Below are 23,611 nucleotides of genomic sequence, written 5' to 3' on the forward strand. Positions count from 1 at the left end.
GGCGAAATGGGCAGTCGCTGGGGCATAAACCGAACTGTCGGTCAGGTTTATGCGCTCCTTTACCTTTCGCCGGAGCCGCTTTGTGCAGATGATATCGTCGAAGCGCTCGGTATTTCCCGATCGAATGTCTCGATGAGCCTCAAAGAGTTGCAGGGATGGAACCTGGCAATTCTCAAGCATCTGCCGGGCGACCGGCGCGATTTCTTCACAACGCCCGAAGACGTCTGGCACATCCTTCGTATACTTGCCGAAGAGCGCAAGAAGCGTGAAATTGATCCCACGCTTAGCGTCTTGCGCGAAATTCTCATGACGACGCCGGAAAGCGAGAACGAACGGCACGTGCAAAAGCGTATCGACGACATGAAGGTTCTGATCGAGCAGCTTACAGGCTGGTACGACGATGTGAAGAAGCTGGAGACGGAGAGGCTGGCATCCCTGCTGGCATTGGGGGCGAAGGTCACCAAACTGCTGGAGACCAAGGACAGGATCGTTTCGCTGGCGAAACCGCGCGGCAAGAAGGACAAAGGAACGAAATGACGATTTCCACGCCTGTGTCGCCGTCAGCCATTATGGGTGATGCCAAGCCTCTTGGACGGGATGCCGCAAGCGCCTCGCACGAGTTTCAGGAAACGTTGGCAGCAGCCAGTGCCGGTGTACCGGCCGACACCGGGCGGAAAAGGAAACCCGCGCGCGGCGCGGACAGGTCAATTGCCCTTCTGCACGCTGGGGCTGCCCTGATCTGGTTGCCGCAGGCAGGCCTGCTGGCATTTTCCGTTGGCATGATTGCCGATGGCGCGTCGATGAGAGCGATATTGCCAGCTGCCCTCACCGTTCTGTTTCTCGGGGTGCTCAGGGCATGGTTGGAAAAGGTCGCCTCGCGCCTGTCGTTTCGCGCCGCTCGCCGTGAGCTGTCCAGACAGCGGGCGGAAGCGCTGGAAGCAATGGCGCAGGTATCGCCCCTCGACGCATCCCGTACCGCCTCCGGTGAGGCGGCGAGTGTGATTGCCGAAAGTGCCGAGGCGTTGGTGCCTTATCTGTCGCGATATCTTCCGGCGCGGATGAAGGCAACGGTGGTGCCGCTCGTCTTCTTTGTTGCGATCCTGCCATTCTCGTGGATTGCCGCACTGGTTCTGCTGCTTGCGATGCCAACGATCCCGCTTTTCATGGCGCTGATCGGCTGGCAGGCCAAGGCGGCAAGCGAAAAGCAGCTGGCGGAAACCGGCAACATGAATGCCTTTCTGCTGGACCGCCTGCGCGGATTGCAGACGATCCGCGCGCTTGGCGCCGTCGACCTGACTGCACGGCGGCTGCGTGACGATGCGGAAAACCTCAAGAAGCGGACGATGGCCGTACTGAGGATCGCGTTTCTCTCCTCGGCGGTGCTTGAGCTCTTCGCTGCGCTTGGCGTTGCTATGACGGCGGTCTATGTGGGTTTCCACCTGCTCGGATTTCTGGAGTTCGGAGCGTGGGGGCAGCGCCTGACGCTTTCGGAAGGTCTTTTCATCCTGCTTCTTGCGCCTGCTTTCTTCGAACCGATGCGTGAGCTTTCCGGCGTGTGGCACGACCGCGCCGCGGGTGAGGCAGCAATGGATGCGCTGCGCCAACTCAAGGGCGATGCGGTTGTCATCGTCGGTAGCGGCACGGACGTTCCCTCAAGATCCGTGCCTTCTGGTTTTATGCTGGAGATTGATGGGCTCTCTTTCGCCTATCCGGACGCGTCGCAGGTTATTCGAAGTTTCAGCCTGTCCGTTCGTGAAGGTGAAACAATAGCGTTGCTGGGGCCATCCGGCTGTGGGAAATCGACCTTGCTTTCCCTGATTGCCGGTTTCGCCGCTGCTGATGCGGGCAGCATAAAAATCGGCGGCGTCGCGCTGGATGCCGAAACAGCCAGTACGTTGCGTAGCACGATTGGCTGGATCAGCCAGAAGCCGTTTTTCCTTGCAGGTTCCTTGAAAGCCAATGTCCGTTTCGGCCGCTCCGACATCGGCCAAAGCGAAGTCGAGGGTGCCTTGTTCGAAACCGGGCTGGCTGATCTGGCGGATGCGCGACAGCACTGTTCCGTCGGGGACGGTGGATATGGCATTTCAGGCGGCGAAGCTGTCAGGCTCGCCATAGCGCGGGCCGTCGCAAACCCGGCGACGAAGGTACTGTTGGCGGATGAGCCTACTGCGCATCTGGATCGGCGGACGGCCGAAAGCATCACGGAAAATCTTCTCAGACTTGCAAAAGGCAGGACGGTGATCGTTGCGACGCATGATCCGGTTCTGGCCGCTCGCATGGACCGGGTAGTCGATCTGGCCGCCATAACGCAAGGGGAGAAACCCTGATGATCTCGCGTCTTGGCGTATTGAAACCTGTATCCGCGTTGTTCTGGTCGTCGCGCCGGACGATGCTGTGTGCGGGTGCAGCTCTCGCCGCAACGACTGTTATGGCGGGCATCGGGCTGCTCGGTGTATCCGGCTGGTTTATCACTGCCACGGCGATTGCCGGTCTCGCGCCTGTCACGGCCTATGCCTTCGATGTGTTCGCGCCATCCGCCGCGATCCGCCTGCTCGCACTTTCCCGCACCGCTGCGCGATACGGCGAGCGCATGACGACACATGATGCGACGCTCTCGGTTCTGGCGGCGCTCAGGGAAAAACTGTTTCGCGGCTGGGCCATGCCGCTGGCGGCAAGAAGCCTTGAGGCACGGCCGGTTCGTCTGTTGAACCGCCTGACGGCCGACATCGATGCACTGGATTCTCTGTATCTGCGTGTTCTGGTTCCCGGCGTCGTGGCAATTCTGGCTGCCTTGGCGACGGGGTTAGGAATGAGCCTGCTGCATCCGCTCGCCGGGCTGGGCGCGGGGGTATTTCTGCTGCTCGTGGGGTTGGGTATACCGCTTGGAGCCGCGTTGAAGGCGGAAAAAACCGCGCGTCGCCGGGCGCATGGTCTTGAGGCTCTGCGGGCGCGAACCGCCGATCTCGTCAATGGGCAGGCGGAGTTTCTCACCACGGGACGTCTGCCGGCGCAGATCGTCGCCGCGCGTAAGGCAGACGATTATCTGAACACCTGTGATGACCGGTTGAACCGCATTGAAACCGCTGCCGGTTTTTCATTCGGGATCAGCTCTGCCTTTCTGCTGGCGGCAACGCTTCTGGGCATGGCCTGGCTTGCTGAACATGGCGTCATCGATGCCCCTGCCGCCGCCCTGGGACTGCTGGTCTGTTTCGCGGCGCTTGAGCCTTTTGCCGCGCTGCGGCGCGGCGCGATGGAGTTGGGCAGGACGCTGTTTGCCGCCCGGCGCGTTGCGCCACGCCTGTCTGACGCCGATGCTGCATCCCGTCCCGCGAAACCGGCACCCGGAATGGCGGTTGAGCTTCATGATGTGCGGCTGACACGCGGCGGAAATCAGCGCCCTGTGCTGGATGGCATCGATCTGAGAGTCCGGGTCGGTGAAAAGATCGCTATTGTCGGACCGAGTGGCGCCGGAAAAACCAGCCTTCTCAACCTACTTGCCGGGGAACTGGCGCCAGAGACTGGCAGCGTCGGCGCGCTTCCCTCCTGCCTTCTGACGCAGCGGAACGAACTGTTCCGCGATAGCCTTCGCGACAATCTACGCCTTGCCAAACCGGATGCAACCGACGCGGAACTGTGGAGCGTGCTCGAAGCCGCGGGCCTCGCAACGCATGTCAGGAGTTTGCCCGAGGGACTGGACACCCGGCTGGGTGAGGGGGGGCAGGGATTGTCCGGCGGTCAGTCCCGCAGGGTGGTGCTTGCCCGGTTTCTGCTCCGGGAAAAGCCCCTCTGGCTTCTGGACGAGGTGACGGAAGGGCTGGATGGCGAGATGGCGCGTGATGTGCTGGATCGGCTGTTTGCGCAGGCGGTTGGGAAAACCGTCGTCATGGTAACGCACAATCGCCGCGAGGCCGAATTTGCCGATCGTATCCTGATGCTGAAAGAGGGGAGGTCATTTGATGAATGTCAAAGCGGCACCCCGCAGTACGACGTAACATTGCAGACGTTGCGGCCGGACTGAGCGATTTTTTCAGGGTCGGTGCTGTTTTCTGAAACAGGAGGCTGACCTTTTTTGAAGAAAAAGGTGGGGTAAAAATATGGAACTCGACATCGTGGCGCTGTCGCGCCTGCAATTCGCAGTTACTGCCTTATATCATTTCTTGTTCGTTCCCCTGACGCTTGGTCTGTCGGTGGTGATTGCCATCATGGAGACGGTCTATGTCATGACCGGCCGGGTGATCTGGCGGCAGATGACCAAGTTCTGGGGAACGCTGTTCGGCATCAATTTCGTGCTTGGCGTTTCCACGGGTATCGTGATGGAATTCCAGTTCGGCATGAACTGGAGTTACTATAGCCACTACGTGGGTGACATTTTCGGCGCGCCGCTAGCCATCGAAGGCATGATGGCGTTCTTTCTGGAAGCCACGTTCGTCGGCCTCTTCTTTTTCGGCTGGGACAAGCTTTCCAAGGTCGGTCATCTGGTCGCGACATGGTGTGTGGCGCTCGGGTCCAATTTCTCCGCGCTCTGGATCCTGATTGCCAATGGCTGGATGCAGAACCCGGTCGGGTCGGCCTTCAATCCACAGACCATGCGGATGCAAGTGACGGACTTCTTCGAGGTTCTGTTCAATCCGGTCGCACAGGCAAAGTTCGTTCATACCGTTTCGGCGGGCTACGTCACCGCTGCGATCTTCGTTCTCGGCGTTTCCGCCTGGTATGTGCTGAAGGGCCGCCATGTCGATCTCGCCAAGCGTTCGATGACTGTTGCGGCTTCTTTCGGTCTTGCTTCCGCGTTATCTGTCGTCGTGCTGGGTGACGAAAGCGGTTATCTTTCCACCGAGCACCAGAAGATGAAGCTCGCGTCAATCGAAGCGATGTGGGAAACCGAACCGGCACCTGCTCCCTTCACCGCTATCGGCTTTCCCGATCAGGAAGCACGCGAAACCCATTATGCCGTTCACATTCCCTGGGTCATGGGGCTTATCGGCACACGCTCGCTTGATACGGAAATTCCCGGTATCAACGATCTCGTCAAGCAGGCCGAAACCCGCATTCGCGATGGTATCAAGGCTTACGATGCATTGATGCAGATCCGCACCGCCGGTAATGGGGCGCAGTTGCCGGATGAAGTGCGTGGCACCTTCTCGGAACTGGGGCATGAGCTTGGTTACGCGCTGCTCCTGAAGCGTTATGTCGACGATCCACGGCAGGCGACCGAAGAGCAGATTGCCAAGGCGGCAGCCGACACCATCCCGCACGTCCCGACGTTGTTCTGGTCGTTTCGCATCATGGTCGGCCTCGGCATCTTCTTCATTCTCCTGACGGCAACGTTCTTCTATCTCTCTGCGCGTCGTAGGCTGGATCACTATCCTATCCTGCTCAAGGTCGCCGTATTCGCCATTCCCCTGCCATGGGTGGCGGCGGAAATGGGCTGGATCGTCGCGGAATTCGGCCGCCAGCCGTGGATCATCGAAGGTGTGCTGCCCACGGCTGCGGCTGTTTCCAGCCTCAGCGCCACGACGGTTCTGATTACGCTTCTGTGTTTCATCGCCATCTACACGGTTCTGTTCATCGTGGAGATGGGACTGATGCTGAAGGCGATCCGCAAGGGCCCCGATCCGGACAGGGAGCCGGAAGCGCCGCTCGTTCCCGAAAAACTCGCCGCTGCGGAGTAAACGACCATGATCCTGCACGAACTCATCGATTATGAAATTCTTCGTCTCATCTGGTGGTTGCTGCTTGGCGTGTTGCTGATCGGCTTCGCCGTTACCGGTGGTTTCGATCTCGGGGCGGGAGCGCTGCTGCCCTTCGTCGCGAAAACCGATATCGAACGTCGCGTCGTCATCAACTCCATAGGCCCGACCTGGGAGGGCAATCAGGTGTGGCTGATCCTCGGCGGTGGGGCGATCTTTGCCGCATGGCCACCGCTCTATGCCGTTTCCTTCTCGGGCTTTTATCTGGCGATGTTTGCAATTCTGTTTGCGCTCATCCTGCGGCCGGTGGGTTTCAAATATCGCTCCAAGCGCGAGAGCACGACTTGGCGGGCCAGCTGGGATTGGGCGCTGTTTGTCGGCGGTTTCGTTCCGGCGCTGATCTTCGGTGTTGCAGTCGGCAACGTGCTTCAGGGCGTGCCATTCCACTTCAACGATGATCTACGGATCTTCTACGATGGCACGACCCTGTTCGAGCTTCTGAACCCTTACGCCATTCTGTGCGGCCTTGTTTCCGTTGCCATGCTTCTTATGCACGGCGCGGCGTGGCTGATGCTCAAGACGGAAGGCGTCATTGCCGAGCGCGCCCGTGGCATCGGTAGTGTTGCGGCACTTGCAACGACGGTGCTTTTCGCGCTGGGCGGTGTCTTCCTCTGGTTCGGTGTCGACGGTTATCGCTTCACGTCTGAAATCGTCACCAGCGGTCCTTCCAATCCGCTTGGCAAGACGGTCGAAGTGGCAAGCGGCGTGTGGTTCCAGAACTATGCCAACTATCCCTGGATGATGATCGCACCGGCGCTTGGCCTTGTCCTGCCTCTGATTGCTTTTGTCTTCATTCGCCTGCAGAAGTCGGTTCTGGCCCTCCTTGGTAGTTCGCTCGCGATATTCGGCATCATTTCCACCGTCGGTCTGTCGATGTTTCCCTTCATCCTGCCGTCGTCGGTTGATCCGAAGTCGAGCCTCACTGTCTGGGACGCGTCGTCCAGCCATATGACGCTGTTCATCATGCTGGTGGTCGCGGTGATCTTCGTTCCGATGATCGTTGCCTACACCACCTGGGTCTACCGCGTTCTGTGGGGCAAGGTGGATGAAAAGGCGATCCGCGACGAAAGCGGCCACGCGTACTGAGCGATTCTGGAAATGTGTGCAGCGCTTTTTTCGTCCGGAATAGCGCCAGCCAATAATGATCAAACAAGGAGATCGAACATGTGGTATTTCGCCTGGCTGCTCGGCCTGCCTCTCGCCGCCATCTTCGCCGTCATGAACGCCATGTGGTATGAACTGATGGAGGAAAATGCCGCAAAGGCTAAGGATGGCCTGCAAAAATAACGGTGTTTTCGAAAGTAAAACAGAGGCGGCTTCCGATATCGGAGCCGCCTTTTTTACGTCGGTTATCCGGAGATGGAATTGCCGAACGCGTGGTTCATGGTGCCGGCATCGGCGCCCGTGGCCAGAAGTGCGGCGAGCAGAATGCGCGCCTGGCCGGGCCGCAGAGTGCGGGAATGAATGGCACCCGCTACGGCCAGATCGTGTCCGCCGCCGCCGCCCCCATAACTCGGGGAAAGCGCGCCATCGGGTACGCGGCTGGAAATGATGACCGGCAGGTCTTTGGCCGTGCATTCCCGAACTGCGGCGACGATCGTGCTGTTCGCGTTGCCCGATCCCAGCGCCTGAAGCACAATGCCGCGTGCGCCCGCTTTTACGCTTGCCTCGATCTGCATCGCATCACAGCCCGGATAGAGCGCGATCATATCAACTCTCACAGCGTCGATCCGGCCGGGCAGGTTGAGGCTTGCTCCGGTTGTTTCCGTCCTTGAATTGCGGAATGCATCGGCCTTGTCGCTGCTGAACTTGTATGCGCCCCACACCGGTACGGTCCTGCCGCCAAACGCGATCAAAACCCCGATCGTCGCATTGCTCGCATCCGCTGCAAGGGTAATCGCGTGGTGGAGGTTAGCCGGGCCATCCGTTTCCGCGTGATCGGCGGCGAACTGCGCGCCGGTGAAAATCACCGGCTTGCCGATATGGTTCTGTAACTGAACGAGAAGTGCGCTCTCTTCCATCGTGTCTGTGCCGTGCATCACCACGATGCCCGCTACATCGGCATTGCCGAGCTCCGTCTTCACCGCATCACTGATCGCCTGCATGTCGGTAAAGGTCAGGCTGGAAGAGTCTTTTGACATGAGATTGATGGTGCGGAGACGCGCATTGACGTCAGGCAGAACGGAAAGAAGATCGTCACCCGTCAACGCGGGTTTGAATGCTCCATCTTCGCCGCGTTTGCTTGCAATGGTGCCGCCGGTGGCAATCACGCTCACGAGCGGTCTTGAATGCGTCTCGGTCACTAAAAACCTCATCTTGTTGAACTATGGCGCTTATAGCACGTTCACAAGATGGTCCACTACCCGGGGTAGTGTTATCCTCAGTGGATGGAGATACCGCGCCTGTCGGCTTCTTCTTTGATGATGTCTTCGACGACTGCCCGTTTCAGATGAGGATTTCCCAAGAGGTAGTCGTCGGCTATCTCAAAGATCGATTTCGGATTTTCGGTCTTGTGAAGGGTGTCGAGATCGCTGCCGATCTGTTCGCGCAGTCTTGAATAGTCGTCCATCTGTGTTCTCCTTGAGGGACATGGCCGCGCCTGCAGGCCATGTGAAAAGGCCAGGGTTTTACTCCTGGCCTCCGATATCTCAATCAAGCAAGTCGGCAGGAAGCTTGCCGCCGTTTTCAGACAGTTTTTTGATGACGGCCTTGTGCAGCCAGATGTTCATCGCGGCGGAATCCGAGGTGTCACCCGTGTAACCGAGTTCGGCCGCCAGCTCCTTGCGGGCGGTGAGGCTGCTATCGAGGTCGAGCGCCTTCAGGAGGTCGACGATGGAGTGCTTCCAGTCGAGCTTCTGACCGTTTTCCTTCACGGCTGCGTCCAGAATGGCACCGACGTCGACGGTACCCGCCGGGGCAGCAGGCGCTGCGGGTGTAGCAGGAGCCGCAGGCGCGGGAGCGGCAGACGTAGAGGCAGAAGGTGCTGGTGAGGACACCGGAGCAGCCGTTTCCGTGGCGGCTTCGGCCTTTCCAAATATCGCATTTTTGATTTTGTCGAAAAAGCTCATTTCAATCTCCCCATTAGCGGCGAACTGCGCGCCCGACAGCAATCAGTATGCATGCCCCGATGAAACCGGCGACAAGGTATCCGAGCCACCCGCCAAGCGAGACGCCCACCAGTCCGAGCAGAAAATTCGCGACAATCGCACCGACGATGCCGAGAATGATGTTCATGAATACACCCATGTTGCTTTTCATGAACTGTTCGGCAAGCCATCCCGCGACGCCGCCGATGATGATGGCTGCAATCCAGCCAACCTGTGCATCTTCCATAAAAGCCTCTCCTGTTTTGACGCGATCCGTTGAGCTGGACAGGTTTTTTGTACGCAAGCCTTCCCCCGCCTTGAAGAACGGACCCCATGGCAAAGCGATAACGGACGTGTGAGCAGTTTGTTCCGAGTGTCTGGCGGTTAAGTTTCACTAACGAAATCCAGACCGATATCGAGCACCGGAGCGCTGTGTGTCAGCCAGCCGACCGATATAAGATCGACCCCCGTTGCAGCGATGTCGGCTGCCGTCTGCGGATTGATGCGGCCGGATGCTTCGGTAATGGCGCGGCTATCGACAATGGCGACGGCCTGACGCAGCATATCCAGCGTCATGTTGTCCAGCAGCACCGCGTCCACGCCCTCACGCATCGCTTCGTTTAGCTGCTCCAGCGTATCGACCTCAACCTCGATCTTGACCAGATGGCCGACGCCTGCTTTGGCGCGGCGAATGGCCTCTGAAACGCTGCCTGCGACAGCGATGTGATTGTCCTTGATGAGAACCGCATCATAAAGCGCGAAACGGTGGTTCATGCCACCACCGGCGCGCACCGCGTATTTTTCGAGCGCACGCAGGCCGGGCGTGGTTTTGCGCGTGCAGGCGACCGAGGTTTTCGTTCCGGCGATGGCTGTTACGATGCCAGCCGTGACAGAGGCGATACCGGAAAGGTGCCCAAGAAAATTCAGCGCGGTGCGCTCGCCCGTCAGCAGACCGCGCGATGGGCCTTGAATGGTCGCGATCACATCGCCAGGGCGTACTGCAGAACCGTCTTCCACATTGCGTTTCATGCTGATGGATGGATCGACGAGCTGAAAGGCGAGTTCGGCGGCGTCAAGTCCGGCAATGACACCGGGTTCGCGGGCTGCCATGACAACGGTGGAACGATGCCCTGCGGGAATAACTGCTGCGGAGGTGATGTCACCCGCAAGCCCCAGATCTTCCATCAATGCAGTGCGGACGGGTGCCTCGATGACGAGGCGCGGCAAAGGTGCGAGCTGGCGGGTAACGGGCATGTCAGGCGCTCCGGGCAAGGCTGCTGGATGAAAACTCGTGGGCAAGGGCGGTGATTTCGTCCAGGCGAAGCCTGCGCCTTTCCGCTGTCGCTTCCTTCAGGGGGAAGTCGTCGCGGAAATGTGCGCCGCGGGATTCCTGACGCATCGCAGCGAAAACGGCGATTGCCAGGCCGACGATGGCGGGATCGGAGGCCGTACCGTTCTGCTCGACAAGCTGGAGCAGACCCGCGATGGCGGTTTTCAACCCACCGGCGCTACGGGTGATGCCCAGATGACGCGAGACAAGCGGACGAACGATGCGCGGATCGGCGGTGACGGGGATCGCTGTCGGTTTTGCAGGGAAGCGTGTTGGGGCCGGGATATCGGATGCGTCCCGCGCTGCCCGCATGCCCATAACGGCAGCTTCCAGCAGGGAGTTGCTGGCAAGCCTGTTGGCGCCATGCAGGCCCGTACATGCGGTTTCACCGGCAACCCAAAGACCGGATATGGAGCTGCGGCCATGCTGATCCGTGGCAACGCCGCCCATATGGTAGTGCACGGCAGGCCGAACCGGAATAAGGTCGCGGGACGGATCGATGCCCGCCTCCATGCATAGCTGATTGATCGAAGGGAAACGTTTGCCGAAACTGGAGCCGAGCACCGTGCGGGCATCCAGAAAAACCCGACCGCCACGGGCGATCTCCCGTTCGATGGCGCGGGCGACGATATCACGCGCGGCGAGTTCCTGGCCCGGCATATGGGCCATGAAGCGTTCGCCCTTTTCATTCAGCAGAATGGCGCCTTCGCCGCGCACGGCCTCGCTGACCAGCGCCAGGGGGTGTCGAGGCGAGGCAAGCGCCGTCGGGTGAAACTGCACGAACTCCATATCGGCAAGGGCTGCACCCGCGCGGGCCGCCAGCATAATGCCCTGGCCGAAGTTGCCTGTCGGATTGGTCGTGGCTTCGTAAAGCCCGCCAAGCCCGCCGGTGGCGAGAATGACCTTGCCTGTCGGGAGCAGGAAAGTGTCCTTCTCTGTGGCGCACAGCACGCCACGCACAACGCCATCTTCAGTAATTAGACGACGTACGTCCACACCGGACAGAACCGTGATTGACGGCGTGTTAAGAACAGCCGTCGCCAACGCTTTGACGATCGCGGCACCCGAACCGTCGCCTTGCGCATGAATGATCCGTCTGCGGCAATGGGCGGCTTCCAGCCCGAAAAGCAGTCCGCCGTCTGCATCGCGGTCGAAACGCGCACCGGCAAGCTCGAGTGCAGCGATGACCGATGGCGCTGCGGCCAGAATGTCTGCGGCAACTTCCCGGTCGCAGAGCCCGTCACCCGCCGCCAATGTGTCGGCAAGGTGAAGTGCGGCATCGTCATCCGGGCCGAGGCTGGCGGCGATGCCGCCCTGCGCCCAGGCGCTGGAAGTTTCAGCGCCAAGTGTGCTGCGTGTCAGCAGTACGACTGGTTCGGGTGCCAGCGTCAGAGCCGCCATCAGTCCCGCAATGCCGCTGCCGACGATGACGGTTTTGCCTGCATGTTGCAGGAGCGTGTCCGTCATACCGCCAGCATCCTCTCGACAGCACGTCTTGCCGCGACGGCGATGTCTGGATCGACGGTGACTTCATGTCTGTTTTCCTCAAGGGCCGTACGGATGTTCTTGAGGGTAATGCGCTTCATGTGCGGGCAGAGATTGCAGGGGCGGATGAACTCCACATCGGGGTGGTGTACGGCCACGTTGTCGCTCATCGAGCATTCGGTCAGAAGCACGACGCGGGCGGGGTTTTCGTTCCCGACATAATCCGACATGACGGCGGTAGAACCTGAAAAATCGGCGGCCTCGACGACATCCGGAGGACATTCCGGATGTGCCAGTACCGTGACGCCAGGATAGCTTTCGCGCAGTTCGCGGATGTCGTCTGCGGTGAAAAGTTCATGCACTTCGCAGTGGCCGCGCCATGCGATGAGCTCGACATTCGTCTCCCGCGCGACATTCTTCGCGAGATATTCGTCCGGCAGCATCAAAACGCGGGGAACGCCGAGCGATTCCACGACCTGCTTTGCATTGCCGGAGGTGCAGCAGATATCCGAGGCCGCTTTCACCGCTGCCGATGTATTGACGTAGGTCACGACAGGAACACCGGGATACGCCTGGCGCAAGAGGGCGATGTCCTCCGGCGTGATGGAATCCGCCAGAGAACAGCCAGCTGCCATATCGGGGATCAGCACGGTTTTGCCGGGGTTCAGCAGTTTTGCCGTTTCAGCCATGAAGTGCACACCGGCCAGCACGATCACGTCAGCCTCGACCTCCATCGCCTTGCGGGCCAGCGCTAGGCTGTCTCCGACGATATCGGCAACACCATGGAAGATTTCCAGGGTCTGGTAGTTGTGCGCCAAAATGACGGCATTGCGTCTGCGTTTCAGTTCGAGGATTGCCTCCACGTCATCCTGAAACCCCATCCATTCCGCTTTCGGGATGACGCGACTGACGCGATCATAGAGGGCGGCGGTGGAAATCCGTTCATTCATGGCTCTCTCCCACTATATACTCATTTTGAGTATATAGTGGGTAAAGACATATTCTCAATTAGAGCATATGTCAATTCCGGGAGAGAGGCAGCTTTGTTCCCGAGAGGGCGCGTTCATCGAGTACGGTCTGGCGGAAGCGGAACAGCTTTGCCGGCCGACCGCCTGTCTCGCTCGTCATGTCGCCGGTTTCCTCGACCAGTTGCTGCTGTTCGATCAGGCGGCGAAAATTCTGCTTGTGCAGGGTCAGTCCTGCCAGTGCCTCTATCGTCCGCTGAAGCTGCAGCAGCGTGAAGGCGTCCGGCATCAGTTCAAAAACGACCGGGCGATATTTTATCTTGGCGCGCAGCCGCGCGATGCCGGTCGCCAGGATGCGACGATGGTCGGCAAACATGGCCTTGCCGAAATTGACCGGCGGCTCTGCCTGGGCTTCCGTGACCAGCCCTGCTTCGTAAAGCAGTTCATAACGTTGCAAGGTCAGATCCTCGTTCCAGCCTCCGCCATCCAGTCCGAAGGTGAAGTCGGCGCGCAGATGGCGCTGACCTTGGCGGGTGGGGTCGGAGTCTGCCCATGCGCGCAGCCTGTCGATGATATCATCGAGTATGGCGGGGCGCCCCAGCCGGTGATCTTCCCATGGAAAATAATCGTACCACCCGCGCCATGAGGGCCGTTTTGCATCGCCTGTTTCCTGCTCCCGTACCAGTCCGAGGTAACCGATGGAAATCGTCCGGCCTCCAGGGATATCGTTGTTCCGGTCGCGGTCGGCGAAGGTATAGAGTTGCTCGAGATAGCCGACAGGGTAGTGGGTCTGCTCGTGGATCCACTCACGCAGTCCACTTTGCAGCGTCCTGTGCCCGAATTCGAAGGGACCGGATGGCAGCGCTTCGCCCGTTTTGACGGTCATGACACGCGGTTCTTCTCCCGTAACCGCGGTGACGACGGCGATGAGTTCGGCATGGGCGAGCCCGATGGTCACGGCTATTCCTTACATGAATTCACGAGTTTGCTGGTGAATCATCTTTTGGCACAGGAATGCTCCATCGCCAACTCCGGCGGAATGTCGCGCAAGGGCGGCCGCTGCAATTTCCGGTTTCGCGTCATCTCCAGCCGCAGCTTTTCGTTCAAGAGGTGGGATATCCGGGCGATGCTCTGATCAGGAGTTCTTCATACAAAAAGCCCGCCGGATGGCGGGCTATTCGTTTAATGTCGGATTGTCGGGATCAGACGCCGCTCTGGCCGTCGGAGCCGATATAGGCGATGCGGACCATGTTGGTCGCGCCCGGCGTGCCGAGCGGTACGCCTGCCGAGATGATGATGCGTTCGCCTGGTTTGCCGAACCCTTCGGAAACGACAATGCGACATGCACGGTTCACCATGTCGTCCAGATCGCTTGCGTCGCCTGTAACCACGCAGTGCAGACCCCATACGACGGAAAGACGGCGGGCGGTCTGGATGATCGGCGAAAGTGCGATGATCGGAACTTGCGGACGCTCGCGCGAGGCGCGCAGGCCGGTCGTGCCGGACGAGGTGTAGGTAACGATTGCCGCGAGCTTCAGCGTTTCGGCAATCTGGCGGGCAGCGAGTGAAATCGCATCAGCACCGGTCGCTTCCGGCTGGGCGCGCTGCGCATAGATGATGTTGGAATAGTGCGGATCCTGTTCCACGGTGCTGGCGATGGACGCCATGGTGGAAACGGCCTCGACCGGATAGTCGCCCGATGCGGATTCTGCCGAAAGCATGATGGCATCGGCGCCTTCGAACACGGCGGTTGCCACGTCGGAAACCTCGGCGCGGGTCGGAACCGGAGCGGAGATCATCGATTCCAGCATCTGCGTTGCAACGACCACCGGCTTGCCGGCGCGGCGGCAGGCGCGGGTCAGCTGCTTCTGGATGCCCGGAACGGCTTCCAGCGGCATTTCCACGCCAAGGTCGCCACGTGCAACCATCAGGGCGTCGGAAAGCTCGATGATTTCCTCGATGCGTTCGATGGCCTGTGGCTTTTCGATCTTCGACATCAGGCCGACGCGGCCACGGGCGATCTTGCGAACTTCCGCCAGATCTTCCGGGCGCTGCACGAAGGAAAGGGCGACCCAGTCGACTTCACCGGTCGCGAGAACTGCATCGAGGTCGACGCGGTCCTTGTCGGTCAGAACGCCGACACCAAGCAGCGTATCGGGCAGGCTGATGCCTTTGCGGTCGGAAATCTTCGTGCCGGAAACGACGGTGGTCACGATGCTCTTGCCGTCGCTCTTTTCAGCGCGCAGGTGCAGCTTGCCGTCGTCGATCAGCAGACGGTGGCCCGGCTTGACGGCCTCGAGAATTTCAGGGTGCGGCAGGAACACGCGGGTGTTGTCGCCGGGGGTGTCATTGTTGTCCAGCGTAAAGGTCTGGCCAGGTACGAGGTCGACCTTGCCTTCCGCGAATTTTCCGACGCGCAGCTTGGGACCCTGCAGGTCGGCCAGAATGCCGATAGGACGACCGTTGCGGCTTTCAACCGAGCGGATGCGCTGGATCAGTGTCCGCATCACGTCGTGGCTCGCATGGCTCATGTTGATACGAAAGAGATCAGCGCCGGCAAGATGCAGCTTCTCGATCATCGCCTCCTCCGAGGAGGCGGGACCAAGGGTAGCAAGAATTTTGACTTTGCGATTACGCTTCATCAGTTTTGACTTTCCTGTGTGCCTGGCGTGTCGGAAAGCTGGACCATCCAGCTTCCCTGTCTGCCCGTGTCGTATTCCTTGAAACCCATTCTCTGGAAGCTGCGTGCATAGCAGTCATCGACACCGTTGATCTTGAACTCGTTTTCCGCCACGCACATGTTGACGTCACCGGTCCAGCGGCCGCCGCGGGCGGCATCCTCGGCGTAGAGATAATAATATCGGGACTGCAATTCGCCCTCGATCAGTGTCGCGCAGGTGGAGGCGGGAACCTGCCACCAGCCTTCGCTGACCCATCCTTCCTGCGCCCGGTAACCGATTGCAACACCGACGAGGTTCTGCGTGCTGTTGCACACACGGAAGTCCGCGAGGGCGGGTTGGGCAACGAAGAACGGGGCTGCAAACAGCGCGGTTGCGGAAAAAAGACGAGCAAGATTCCGATACTTGCGGGGAAGGGCGAATAATGACTGAGTCACGGCTTCCATCCGGATTCCATGGTTATAATGAACACACTTCTTGGCGTGGTCGCCCAAGAAAGTCAACGCGATTTTAATCGATTATATTGGTTGTCGGATCGTGAGTGCGATAAGGTAAACGGCGCTTCTTTCGCCTAAACTTGCGCGCGGCCTCAAGCCATGCCATCAAGTTTCTCTCCTCAATCCAGTCCCAGAAATCATCGATGAACGACTTCATACCCTATGAAATCATAGAAGGCGAATATGACAAAGGCATGGTTCTTTTGGCGGACCATGCAATGAACCTTCTGCCGCCACAGTACGGTAAACTTGGTCTTCCGCAAGCTGCTTTTGAGCGACATATCGCATTTGACATCGGGATAGAAGGCCTGACGCGATCGCTGGCGGCCCGGCTTGGCGTTCCCGCAGTCATGGGACGCTTCTCCCGTTTGCTGATCGATCCGAATCGTGGCGAGGACGATCCGACGCTCATCATGAAGATTTCCGATGGTGCGATCGTTCCCGGCAATCATCCCATCTCGGATGAGGAGTGGCAGGGTCGTATCAAGACGTATCATCGCCCCTATCATAATGCCGTGGGTCGCGTGATCGACAGAACGGCTGAGGCTGCAGGGAAGGCGCCACTGGTGCTTTCGCTGCATTCCTACACGCCCTTCTGGAAGGAAACGCCACGCCCCTGGCACGCCGCCGTGCTCTGGGACACGGATCATCGCGCCGTACATCCGCTTCTGGATGGCCTGCGGGCCGGTGGCGACATCCTCGTTGGCGACAACGAGCCTTATGATGGTGCGCTGAAAGGCGATACCATGTACCGCCACTGCATGATGAAGGGTATTCCCCATGCGCTTCTGGAGGTGCGTCAGGATCTGATCGGCAATGAGGCGGGTATCGCCGCCTGGGCGGATCGGCTTGCTCCCATTTTTGCCGCATTGAACGACGATCCCGCTTTGCACGAATATCAGCTCTTCGCTTCGCGGACTGGTCCTTACTGACGATTTCGGAGTTTCGCCATGACGACAGAAAACGACAATCAACAGATGGAGTTCGAGGCTGCGGCTTTCCGTCGTCTCGTCCAGCATCTTCGTGATCGTCACGATGTCCAGAACATCGATCTGATGAACCTCGCAGGCTTCTGCCGCAACTGCCTTTCCAACTGGTACAGGGAAGCGGCGGAAGAAGCGGGCGTCGAGATGACCAAGGATCAATCCCGCGAGATCGTCTACGGAATGTCGTACGATGAGTGGAAGGATCGGTATCAAGGGGACGCGAGTGCTGTCCAGAAAGCAGCATTCGAACAGAACAAGCCAAAGGAATAGGGCTGTTTTCCCAAAACGACTTGACGCGAAGCCCGTCAGTGGGCAGTTCACAAGCCGGAAATTTTTGCTGCCTGAACGGGCGGCGGGCGATGATGTCGCCGTGATACGAACAAGGCTCAGACATTGAGAGCCACACCATGAAGGAACGAATGATGGACGAAACAGCGACCACCGAAACCGTAGCTGCAGCCGAACTGCGCCAGTTCATCGAGCGCGTCGAGCGTCTCGAAGAGGAAAAGGCAGCCATCCAGGGCGACATCAAGGACGTGATGGGTGAAGCCAAGGGCCGTGGTTACGATACCAAGGCCATCCGCACCATCATCCGTCTGCGCAAGAAGGACGCCAACGAGCGGATCGAGGAAGAAACGATCCTGCAGACCTACATGGCTGCGCTCGGAATGGAATGATCCGCTTGCATTGCAGGTCAGTGAAAATCAAATCGCCGCGTAAGCGGCGATTTTTTGTTTTCAGCTCCGCGTCCCCGCCAGTTTCTCCGTCAGATCGCTGGCTTCCTTCCGGGCTTCCTTGTCAGCCGGGTAGACGGCCAGATAACGTTCCCACGCCTTCAGGGCGAGTTCGTCGCGACCGGATGCTTCAAGAATGTTGGCCAGGCTTGCCATGGCAGGAAAGTGCCTGGGCTCCTGTTCCAGCGTCAGGTTGATATCGGCCATGGCTTTACGGGTGTCGCCATCGCCGAAGTGCACCATTGCACGGCGGTAGGGCGCCTGTGCGTAATCCGGATCGAGAAGGATGATCTGGTCGAGGAAGTCGTAAGCCGCGGCACTACGCTTCTCGTCGGACGCTTCGGAGGCCCACTGCATCAGCAGATTGATCGTGGCGCTGCCGGAATCGTTCCACTCGGAGACGATCTGGTTCGCTAGATTGCGTGCCTTTACGGCGTCGCGTTCTTTTCTGAGGGATTCGAACAGGCTGTCTATCGTCTGGATCGGCGGGTGTGCCGATTCGGTGATGGCAGGCGGAGGAGGCGAAGGAGCCTCTTGCGCCAGCGCATGGCCGCTGAACGGCCCTCCCGCTGGCAGGAAACTCTGAACGAAAACGACAGTCGTGCAAAAACGATTTGGGCGCATTCGGATAGATTAATCCGCTCGCGCCCAATATCAAATGCAAACTTTATGTCTGTCAACAATGTGATCCGTGAACATGCCGCGGATCGCAGAGACGTCAATCAGCCCTGACGAGCCTTGAAGCGCGGGTTCTGCTTGTTGATGATGTAGACGCGGCCCTTGCGGCGAACCAGACGGTTATCGCGATGACGGGCCTTAAGCGCTTTAAGCGAATTCTTGATCTTCATTTTACTGGTCCGCAGTTTGGCACGGCTTCCACCGCACTTATTCAAAACAATCAAAAGCGCGCAACGGGGCGCGCTCTTTTCGGTTGGCAGGCAGATACCAGTGCGGCCCCTGCCTGTCAACTCATCAGAGCGGTTTTGCCTGAAAAGACTCAGGATTTCCCGCATTCCTGAGTTGCGTGACGTGGCCCATTTTGCGGCCGGGCCGTGCTTCGGTCTTGCCGTATAGATGCACGAGGCAATCCTTGTCCGACAGCCAGCGAGGCACGTCGTTCATATCGTCGCCGATCAAATTGGTCATCACGCAGTCGGAATGGCGGGCTGTGCTGCCGGGCGCAAGGCCCGCCACGGCGCGAATATGTTGCTCAAACTGTGAAATAACGCAGGCGGCTTCCGTCCAGTGGCCGGTATTGTGGACGCGAGGCGCGATTTCGTTCGCGACCAGCGAGCCATCGCCCAGGACAAAGAACTCGATGCCGATGACGCCAACATAGTCGAGGGCTGCCAGAAGCTTTTCGGCAGACCGTACCGCGACCGCTTTCGCAGAATCGGCAAGATTTGCCGGTATCGTCGACGTATGAAGAATACCGTTCAGATGAACGTTTTCGGCCGGATCGTAGCAGGTCACGGTGCCGTCCTTGAAGCGCGCTGCGATGATCGATACTTCACGCTCGAAAACGACGAAGCTTTCGAGAATCAGCGGCACGCCGCCCAGTGCATCGAATGCACCGGTCAGATCCTCGCCGCCCTTGAAAACGCGCTGGCCCTTGCCGTCATATCCCATCCGGCGGGTTTTCAGCACGCCTTTGCCGCTGAATTCCGCCAAGGCTGCTTCCAGCTCCTGCTCGCTATCGACCGGCCGGAAACCGGCGGTTGGTATGCCGCATCCATTGAGGAAGGTTTTTTCCGTGAGACGATCCTGTGACGCGCTGAGCGCCTGCGGTGGCGGATAGACCGGTACAGATGCCGCCAGTTTTTCAGCCGCGGCAACGGGAACATTCTCGAATTCGTAGGTCACGACGTCGCAGAGGCTGGCAAGCTCGGCCAGCGCCGTTTGGTCGTCGTAGGCGGCAACGATCTGACTGTTGCAGACCTGAGCGGCAGGGCAATCGGCCTGTGGCTCCAGAACGACGGTGCGGAAATTGAGGCGTGCGGCTGCCATCGCCAGCATCCGGCCAAGCTGGCCGCCGCCGATGATGCCGATGGTAAGGTTGTTCATGTTGCCCGTCACTGCGGATTGTCCATGGGATATTCTGCGACCGCGGCGGACTGCCGTGCGCGCCATGCGTCCAGCCGGTCGGCCAGATCCTCGTCGCCAAGCGCCAGAACGGCGGCAGCGAGAAGAGCGGCATTGATGGCGCCTGCCTTGCCTATGGCAAGCGTTCCGACGGGGATGCCTGCGGGCATCTGAACGATGGAATAGAGGCTGTCCTGACCCGACATGGTTTTGGACTGGACGGGAACGCCGAAGACCGGCAGTGGTGTCATCGCGGCAGTCATGCCTGGCAGATGGGCTGCGCCACCGGCGCCGGCGATAACGACCTTGAATCCTTCATCCTTCGCGCCTGTTGCGAAATCGTACAGACGATCCGGGGTGCGGTGGGCGGAAATGATGCGCGCCTCGTATTCGATGTCGAGCGCATCCAGCGTATCGGCGGCGTTCTTCATGGTTTCCCAGTCGGACTGGCTGCCCATGATGATGGCGACGGGCGGTGTTTCTGCTGTCACTTGGCTTCTCCGGGCTCAGGCGATGATATCGGGTACGACCTGGTCTTCGAGCTGGGACATCTTGTCCTTCACGGCCAGTTTCTTCTTCTTCATGCGCTGTACGCGCAATGCATCGCAGTTGGTCTGGATCATTGCGTTTATCGCTGCATCATAGTCCTCATGCTCCTGGCGCAACCGCGCCAGCGCGAGCCTGATGTCCGCCTGGTCCTGATCGGGCATCCTGTCATCCCCATTTATGCCGGCCGGATTGTCTCCGGCGCGTATGTGATCGGTTCTGGAGCCTCTATCACCAAAACGCGATAACGGGAAGTTTCCCGAGCGACCAAATTGCCCAGATATTGTCACGATTTCGCCTTCGACAAGATTGTTAATCCGTGTCACAGTGCTGTCGCAAACCTGAAACTCCAGTGATGGAGAGCTGGAGGTAGGTTCAACAAGGAAGGACGTGCCGCATGACCATTCAGGCTCATATAGCATCGCTCGAAAAGAAACACGGCGCTCTGGAGGAAGAGCTCGAAAGTATTCTTGCTTCCCCGTCTTCGGATGACACGGAGATCGCCGATATCAAACGTCGAAAACTGCGCCTGAAGGATGAATTGCAAAGGCTCAAGGCCTCAACGAGGCACTAATTGACGCTCTTCCGCAGCCTTCGATGACTGGAGGGCTGGCGTGTAGAAATTTCCGGCTCCGGCTGCACCGAAGTGCGGTCGGAGCTTTTTGATTTTCTCAATTATTTCAAGTCTTTTGGCGTGTCAGACCGGCAAGCCGTCCCACAAAAGCTTCAAGGCTGCAAGCAGCGCCATCGTATACATCAGCGGATAAAACACGGCCGGTTTCAGGTATTTTACCACTTTCGCCCCGGCAATCGTTGCCAGCATCGCGACCGGCAGCAGGGTTGCGGAGATTTTCATGTTGCTTGCGTCCAGTGCCCCGAGTGCAAAATACGGGATCAGCTTGATCGCGTTCATGATCGCGAAAAAGCGCACGCTCATGCCGGTGTAGGTCTTGGGATCGAGTTTCAGTGGCAGGACATAGATCTGGAAAGGTGGCCCGCCCGCATGCGCCACGAAGCTGGCATAGCCCGAAAGGCTCGACCAGCCCGTCGCAGCCACAGGGCGTTGAGGTTTGGCGGGTATTTCATTGCCGTTCCTGCTCCGAAAGCGTTCATAAAAATAACGCAACACGAAGAGGATCGTCACCGTCGCCACGACGAGCCGCATGGCATCGGCTGAGATCAGGCTGGATGTTGCCCAGCCGATGGCGATACCCGCGATTGCGCCCGGCAGCATGATGAGCAGGGTTTCGCGGTGATTGTGGTGGCGCCACGCCCAGAGCGCCACGAGGTCCATGACGATAAGGATCGGCAGGAAGATTGCTGCCGCCTGCACCGGTGGAACGGCGAGCGCCATCAGAGGAACGCCCATCAGGGCGAGCGCCCCGCCAAGACCGCCCTTTGACAGGCCGACAAGCACGACTGCGGGAATGGCGACGAGAAAAAAATGAAAATCGGTCAGCATGGATGGACAGTTGATCCTTTCGCCTGTCCGGTTTATCGGATTTATCACATCAAAACGAGTGCAGATGGTGCCGAAAGCGTCGTCTGCCTGAAATGGACGAACCGATGACCACAACTGAAGACCGTTGCCGCCTTGTCCTGATCGTGCCGCAGGCGGACGATGCGCAGAAGCAGGCCACATCCGTCGAGGAAGCACTGCGTGGTGGCGATGTGGCCTCGGTCATCATCCCGCAATACGGGCTGGATGATGGCGCTTTCCAGAAGATGGCGGAAATGATTGTTCCCATCGTTCAGAAATCGGGTGCAGCCGCAATCGTCGCCGGTGACAGCCGCGTGGCGGGTCGCGTCAAGGCCGATGGCTTGCACGTGACCGGTGGCGTCGAGCCGCTGGCCGAAGCCGTCGAGAAATTCACGCCGAAGCTGATCGTCGGTGGCGGTAACGCCGATGACCGGCACAAGGCGCTGGAACAGGGTGAGACCAATCCGGATTATATGTTCTTCGGCAAGCTCGAAGGCGATATCAAGCCGGAAGCGCACCCGAAAAATCTGGCGCTCGGTGAATGGTGGGCCTCCATGATCGAAATTCCCGCCATCGTCATGGGTGGCTCGGATGTTGCTTCCGTGGTCGCCGTTGCGGAGACGGGTGTGGAGTTCGTGGCGGTGCGCGGTGCGGTGTTCGACCACGCATCCGGGCCAGCTCAGGCCGTTTCTGAAATCAACGCGCTGCTTGACGAAAAAGCGCCACGGTTTGGCGGTTGATACAGGCGATGTTCATACGCGCTGCTCGTCCTAACCTTGCCGTTTCGCTTCTGGCTCTCTCCTTGAGTGCCGCGGCGTTGCCGGTCTTTGCGCAGTCTGGTCCCGCGACGGAGAGAAACCCACTCGCCCGCCAGCTGGAGGATGAAGCGCAACCCTCCCGTCAGGGTAGGGTGCAATCCGAAGAGCAGAAGGATTTGCAGCCGTCCCAGGGCGTGAATGTCTACCAGCGAATGGGGGCGGAGCTTCCAGCCCTGCCGCCGGAGAAGGAATTCACAGGCAAGGTTGACGAGGCGTACGGGCATTATCAGCGCGGGGAGTACGTTCAGGCGCTGGACAAGGCGCTGAGCCGCGCGCAGACCGGTGATGCGTCTGCCCAGACACTCGTGGCGGAAATGATGTCCCGCGGCTTCGGTATCGCGCGCGATGAAAAGACAGCAGCCTTCTGGTACCAGCAGGCTGCCGAAGGCGGCGATGCCGTTGCCATGTTCAAGTTTGCGCTGATCCTCATGGAAGGCAAGTTCGTCACGCGCGACAAGGCGAAGGCGGACGACTTCATGCGCAGGGCAGCGGAAGCGGGCAATGCATCCGCGCAGTTCAACTGGGGGCAGATCCTCGTTTCTGAGAATCCTGGCCCTAAGGGGCTGATGCTGGCTCTGCCCTTCTATGAAAAATCCGCTGAACAGGGCATTGCCGATGCGCAATATGCCGTTTCGCAGATCTACTGGTCGATGAAGGATGTCCCTGCCGAAAAGAAGGCCAAGGCGCGTGACTGGCTCATGCGTGCGGCCAAGGCGGGTTATGACACGGCGCAGGTCGATCTTGGCATCTGGCTGGTCAACGGTTTTGGTGGCGAACGCAATCTGGACGAGGGGTTTCGCTGGCTTTACGGGGCAGCGCAACGCGGCAATGTGGTTGCGCAGAACAAGGTCGCGCACCTTTACATTCAGGCGTTGGGCACCCGGCCGGACCCGATCGAGGCGGCCAAATGGTATGTCCTGTCGCGCCGTGCCGGTCTGAAAGATCCTTCGCTGGAGGATTTTTATCTCGGCATCACCGACGAACAACAGAAAAAGGCAATCGAGGCCGCAAACCGTTTCAGACCGATGTAGTCCTTAACGGACAAAGCCTGCCTACGCGCTTTCGGGCTTTTGGCCTTGAATTTCGGCGCGTTTTGTGGTCTTGAACCGCAAACTCTCAATTCAAGAATAATAATAGCCTTTCCTGCCCGTACAGCTTTCGGGTGGTCCGGCAG

General features: G+C 59.2%; 29 protein-coding genes. 13 read left to right on the forward strand and 16 right to left on the reverse strand.

Annotated features, from left to right (window positions below; genetic code table 11):
- The first annotated feature begins 6 nt into the window (after positions 1 to 6).
- From N7578_RS06255 to cydX, 6 genes are all read left to right on the forward strand, one after another.
- Complete coding sequence (locus N7578_RS06255) at positions 7 to 537, forward strand: GbsR/MarR family transcriptional regulator (protein ID WP_311110071.1); 531 nt, start codon at positions 7 to 9, stop codon at positions 535 to 537.
- On the forward strand, positions 534 to 2,327 hold the full coding sequence (gene cydD, locus N7578_RS06260; RefSeq protein ID WP_311109422.1) for a thiol reductant ABC exporter subunit CydD: 1,794 nt from the start codon (positions 534 to 536) through the stop codon (positions 2,325 to 2,327). The genes N7578_RS06255 and cydD overlap by 4 nt, the downstream gene beginning before the upstream one ends.
- Positions 2,327 to 4,018 (forward strand): thiol reductant ABC exporter subunit CydC, encoded by a 1,692-nt coding sequence (cydC, locus tag N7578_RS06265; protein ID WP_311109423.1) that lies wholly within the window; start codon positions 2,327 to 2,329, stop codon positions 4,016 to 4,018. Before cydD ends, cydC begins: the two co-directional genes overlap by 1 nt.
- Positions 4,019 to 4,094: 76 nt before the next feature.
- Positions 4,095 to 5,672: a cytochrome ubiquinol oxidase subunit I gene (locus N7578_RS06270; protein ID WP_311109424.1), complete on the forward strand. Its 1,578-nt coding sequence runs from the start codon at positions 4,095 to 4,097 to the stop codon at positions 5,670 to 5,672.
- A gap of 6 nt (positions 5,673 to 5,678) precedes the next feature.
- On the forward strand, positions 5,679 to 6,836 hold the full coding sequence (gene cydB, locus N7578_RS06275) for a cytochrome d ubiquinol oxidase subunit II (RefSeq protein WP_311109425.1): 1,158 nt from the start codon (positions 5,679 to 5,681) through the stop codon (positions 6,834 to 6,836).
- 78 nt (positions 6,837 to 6,914) lie between these two features.
- Positions 6,915 to 7,037, forward strand: coding sequence for a cytochrome bd-I oxidase subunit CydX (gene cydX, locus N7578_RS06280; RefSeq protein WP_311109426.1), 123 nt, complete (start codon positions 6,915 to 6,917; stop codon positions 7,035 to 7,037).
- 62 nt (positions 7,038 to 7,099) lie between these two features.
- On the opposite strand, the gene N7578_RS06285 is transcribed toward cydX, so the two are convergent.
- The 8 genes from N7578_RS06285 to N7578_RS06320 form a co-directional block, all read right to left on the reverse strand.
- On the reverse strand, positions 7,100 to 8,053 hold the full coding sequence (locus N7578_RS06285; protein ID WP_311109427.1) for an asparaginase: 954 nt from the start codon (positions 8,051 to 8,053) through the stop codon (positions 7,100 to 7,102).
- A gap of 77 nt (positions 8,054 to 8,130) precedes the next feature.
- Positions 8,131 to 8,319, reverse strand: coding sequence for a hypothetical protein (locus tag N7578_RS06290; RefSeq protein WP_311109428.1), 189 nt, complete (start codon positions 8,317 to 8,319; stop codon positions 8,131 to 8,133).
- A gap of 79 nt (positions 8,320 to 8,398) precedes the next feature.
- Positions 8,399 to 8,818, reverse strand: a complete 420-nt coding sequence (locus N7578_RS06295) for a DUF3597 domain-containing protein (protein ID WP_311109429.1) — start codon at positions 8,816 to 8,818, stop codon at positions 8,399 to 8,401.
- Between the two features lie 13 nt (positions 8,819 to 8,831).
- Entirely contained in the window at positions 8,832 to 9,083 is a 252-nt protein-coding gene (locus N7578_RS06300; RefSeq protein WP_311109430.1) for a GlsB/YeaQ/YmgE family stress response membrane protein, read from the reverse strand.
- A 137-nt stretch (positions 9,084 to 9,220) separates the two neighbouring features.
- Positions 9,221 to 10,090, reverse strand: a complete 870-nt coding sequence (gene nadC, locus N7578_RS06305) for a carboxylating nicotinate-nucleotide diphosphorylase (protein ID WP_311109431.1) — start codon at positions 10,088 to 10,090, stop codon at positions 9,221 to 9,223.
- Between the two features lies 1 nt (position 10,091).
- Positions 10,092 to 11,633 (reverse strand): L-aspartate oxidase, encoded by a 1,542-nt coding sequence (locus tag N7578_RS06310; protein WP_311109432.1) that lies wholly within the window; start codon positions 11,631 to 11,633, stop codon positions 10,092 to 10,094.
- Complete coding sequence (gene nadA / locus N7578_RS06315) at positions 11,630 to 12,601, reverse strand: quinolinate synthase NadA (protein ID WP_311109433.1); 972 nt, start codon at positions 12,599 to 12,601, stop codon at positions 11,630 to 11,632. Before nadA ends, N7578_RS06310 begins: the two co-directional genes overlap by 4 nt.
- A gap of 70 nt (positions 12,602 to 12,671) precedes the next feature.
- A complete protein-coding gene (locus tag N7578_RS06320; RefSeq protein ID WP_311109434.1) occupies positions 12,672 to 13,574 on the reverse strand; it encodes an NrtR DNA-binding winged helix domain-containing protein in 903 nt (300 codons plus the stop codon).
- Between N7578_RS06320 and N7578_RS06325 the strand changes: the two genes are divergently transcribed.
- Positions 13,554 to 13,751, forward strand: coding sequence for a hypothetical protein (locus tag N7578_RS06325; RefSeq protein ID WP_311109435.1), 198 nt, complete (start codon positions 13,554 to 13,556; stop codon positions 13,749 to 13,751). The genes N7578_RS06320 and N7578_RS06325 overlap by 21 nt on opposite strands.
- Before the next feature lie 67 nt (positions 13,752 to 13,818).
- On the opposite strand, the gene pyk is transcribed toward N7578_RS06325, so the two are convergent.
- Positions 13,819 to 15,258, reverse strand: a complete 1,440-nt coding sequence (gene pyk, locus N7578_RS06330) for a pyruvate kinase (RefSeq protein ID WP_311109436.1) — start codon at positions 15,256 to 15,258, stop codon at positions 13,819 to 13,821.
- Positions 15,258 to 15,740, reverse strand: a complete 483-nt coding sequence (locus tag N7578_RS06335; RefSeq protein ID WP_311109437.1) for a DUF1036 domain-containing protein — start codon at positions 15,738 to 15,740, stop codon at positions 15,258 to 15,260. The genes pyk and N7578_RS06335 overlap by 1 nt, the downstream gene beginning before the upstream one ends.
- Positions 15,741 to 15,934: 194 nt before the next feature.
- On the opposite strand from N7578_RS06335, the gene N7578_RS06340 reads away from it, so the two are divergent.
- The 3 genes from N7578_RS06340 (at position 15,935) to N7578_RS06350 (ending at position 17,454) form a co-directional block, all read left to right on the forward strand.
- A complete protein-coding gene (locus N7578_RS06340; RefSeq protein WP_311109438.1) occupies positions 15,935 to 16,723 on the forward strand; it encodes an N-formylglutamate amidohydrolase in 789 nt (262 codons plus the stop codon).
- A gap of 18 nt (positions 16,724 to 16,741) precedes the next feature.
- A complete protein-coding gene (locus N7578_RS06345) occupies positions 16,742 to 17,047 on the forward strand; it encodes a DUF1244 domain-containing protein (RefSeq protein ID WP_311109439.1) in 306 nt (101 codons plus the stop codon).
- 149 nt (positions 17,048 to 17,196) lie between these two features.
- A complete protein-coding gene (locus N7578_RS06350; RefSeq protein WP_138792045.1) occupies positions 17,197 to 17,454 on the forward strand; it encodes a DUF2312 domain-containing protein in 258 nt (85 codons plus the stop codon).
- 60 nt (positions 17,455 to 17,514) lie between these two features.
- Here the strand turns inward: N7578_RS06350 and N7578_RS06355 are convergent, their stop codons facing one another.
- The 5 genes from N7578_RS06355 to N7578_RS06375 all read right to left on the reverse strand — a co-directional run bounded on the left by N7578_RS06355 (position 17,515) and on the right by N7578_RS06375 (position 20,303).
- Positions 17,515 to 18,135 carry a hypothetical protein gene (locus N7578_RS06355; RefSeq protein ID WP_311109440.1) on the reverse strand — a complete coding sequence of 207 codons (621 nt, stop codon included), beginning with the start codon at positions 18,133 to 18,135 and terminating at the stop codon, positions 17,515 to 17,517.
- Between the two features lie 98 nt (positions 18,136 to 18,233).
- A complete protein-coding gene (gene ykgO, locus N7578_RS06360) occupies positions 18,234 to 18,359 on the reverse strand; it encodes a type B 50S ribosomal protein L36 (protein ID WP_003497670.1) in 126 nt (41 codons plus the stop codon).
- A gap of 124 nt (positions 18,360 to 18,483) precedes the next feature.
- Positions 18,484 to 19,575: a 5-(carboxyamino)imidazole ribonucleotide synthase gene (locus tag N7578_RS06365; RefSeq protein ID WP_311109441.1), complete on the reverse strand. Its 1,092-nt coding sequence runs from the start codon at positions 19,573 to 19,575 to the stop codon at positions 18,484 to 18,486.
- 8 nt (positions 19,576 to 19,583) lie between these two features.
- Complete coding sequence (purE, locus tag N7578_RS06370) at positions 19,584 to 20,051, reverse strand: 5-(carboxyamino)imidazole ribonucleotide mutase (protein ID WP_311110072.1); 468 nt, start codon at positions 20,049 to 20,051, stop codon at positions 19,584 to 19,586.
- A gap of 48 nt (positions 20,052 to 20,099) precedes the next feature.
- Positions 20,100 to 20,303 (reverse strand): DUF465 domain-containing protein, encoded by a 204-nt coding sequence (locus N7578_RS06375; RefSeq protein WP_311109442.1) that lies wholly within the window; start codon positions 20,301 to 20,303, stop codon positions 20,100 to 20,102.
- 233 nt (positions 20,304 to 20,536) lie between these two features.
- Between N7578_RS06375 and N7578_RS06380 the strand changes: the two genes are divergently transcribed.
- The gene (locus tag N7578_RS06380) at positions 20,537 to 20,713 is read left to right on the forward strand and encodes a YdcH family protein (RefSeq protein WP_138792050.1); all 177 of its coding nucleotides are present in this window, start codon (positions 20,537 to 20,539) and stop codon (positions 20,711 to 20,713) included.
- 123 nt (positions 20,714 to 20,836) lie between these two features.
- On the opposite strand, the gene N7578_RS06385 is transcribed toward N7578_RS06380, so the two are convergent.
- Complete coding sequence (locus tag N7578_RS06385) at positions 20,837 to 21,601, reverse strand: sulfite exporter TauE/SafE family protein (RefSeq protein ID WP_311109443.1); 765 nt, start codon at positions 21,599 to 21,601, stop codon at positions 20,837 to 20,839.
- A 104-nt stretch (positions 21,602 to 21,705) separates the two neighbouring features.
- Between N7578_RS06385 and N7578_RS06390 the strand changes: the two genes are divergently transcribed.
- Both N7578_RS06390 and N7578_RS06395 read left to right on the forward strand, forming a co-directional pair.
- Positions 21,706 to 22,359 carry a thiamine phosphate synthase gene (locus N7578_RS06390; RefSeq protein WP_311109444.1) on the forward strand — a complete coding sequence of 218 codons (654 nt, stop codon included), beginning with the start codon at positions 21,706 to 21,708 and terminating at the stop codon, positions 22,357 to 22,359.
- A gap of 8 nt (positions 22,360 to 22,367) precedes the next feature.
- Entirely contained in the window at positions 22,368 to 23,468 is a 1,101-nt protein-coding gene (locus tag N7578_RS06395) for a tetratricopeptide repeat protein (protein WP_311109445.1), read from the forward strand.
- The last annotated feature ends 143 nt before the right edge of the window (positions 23,469 to 23,611 follow it).

Source organism: Agrobacterium tumefaciens (assembly GCF_031801495.1).
In the GTDB taxonomy this organism is placed as follows: domain Bacteria; phylum Pseudomonadota; class Alphaproteobacteria; order Rhizobiales; family Rhizobiaceae; genus Agrobacterium; species Agrobacterium tumefaciens_K.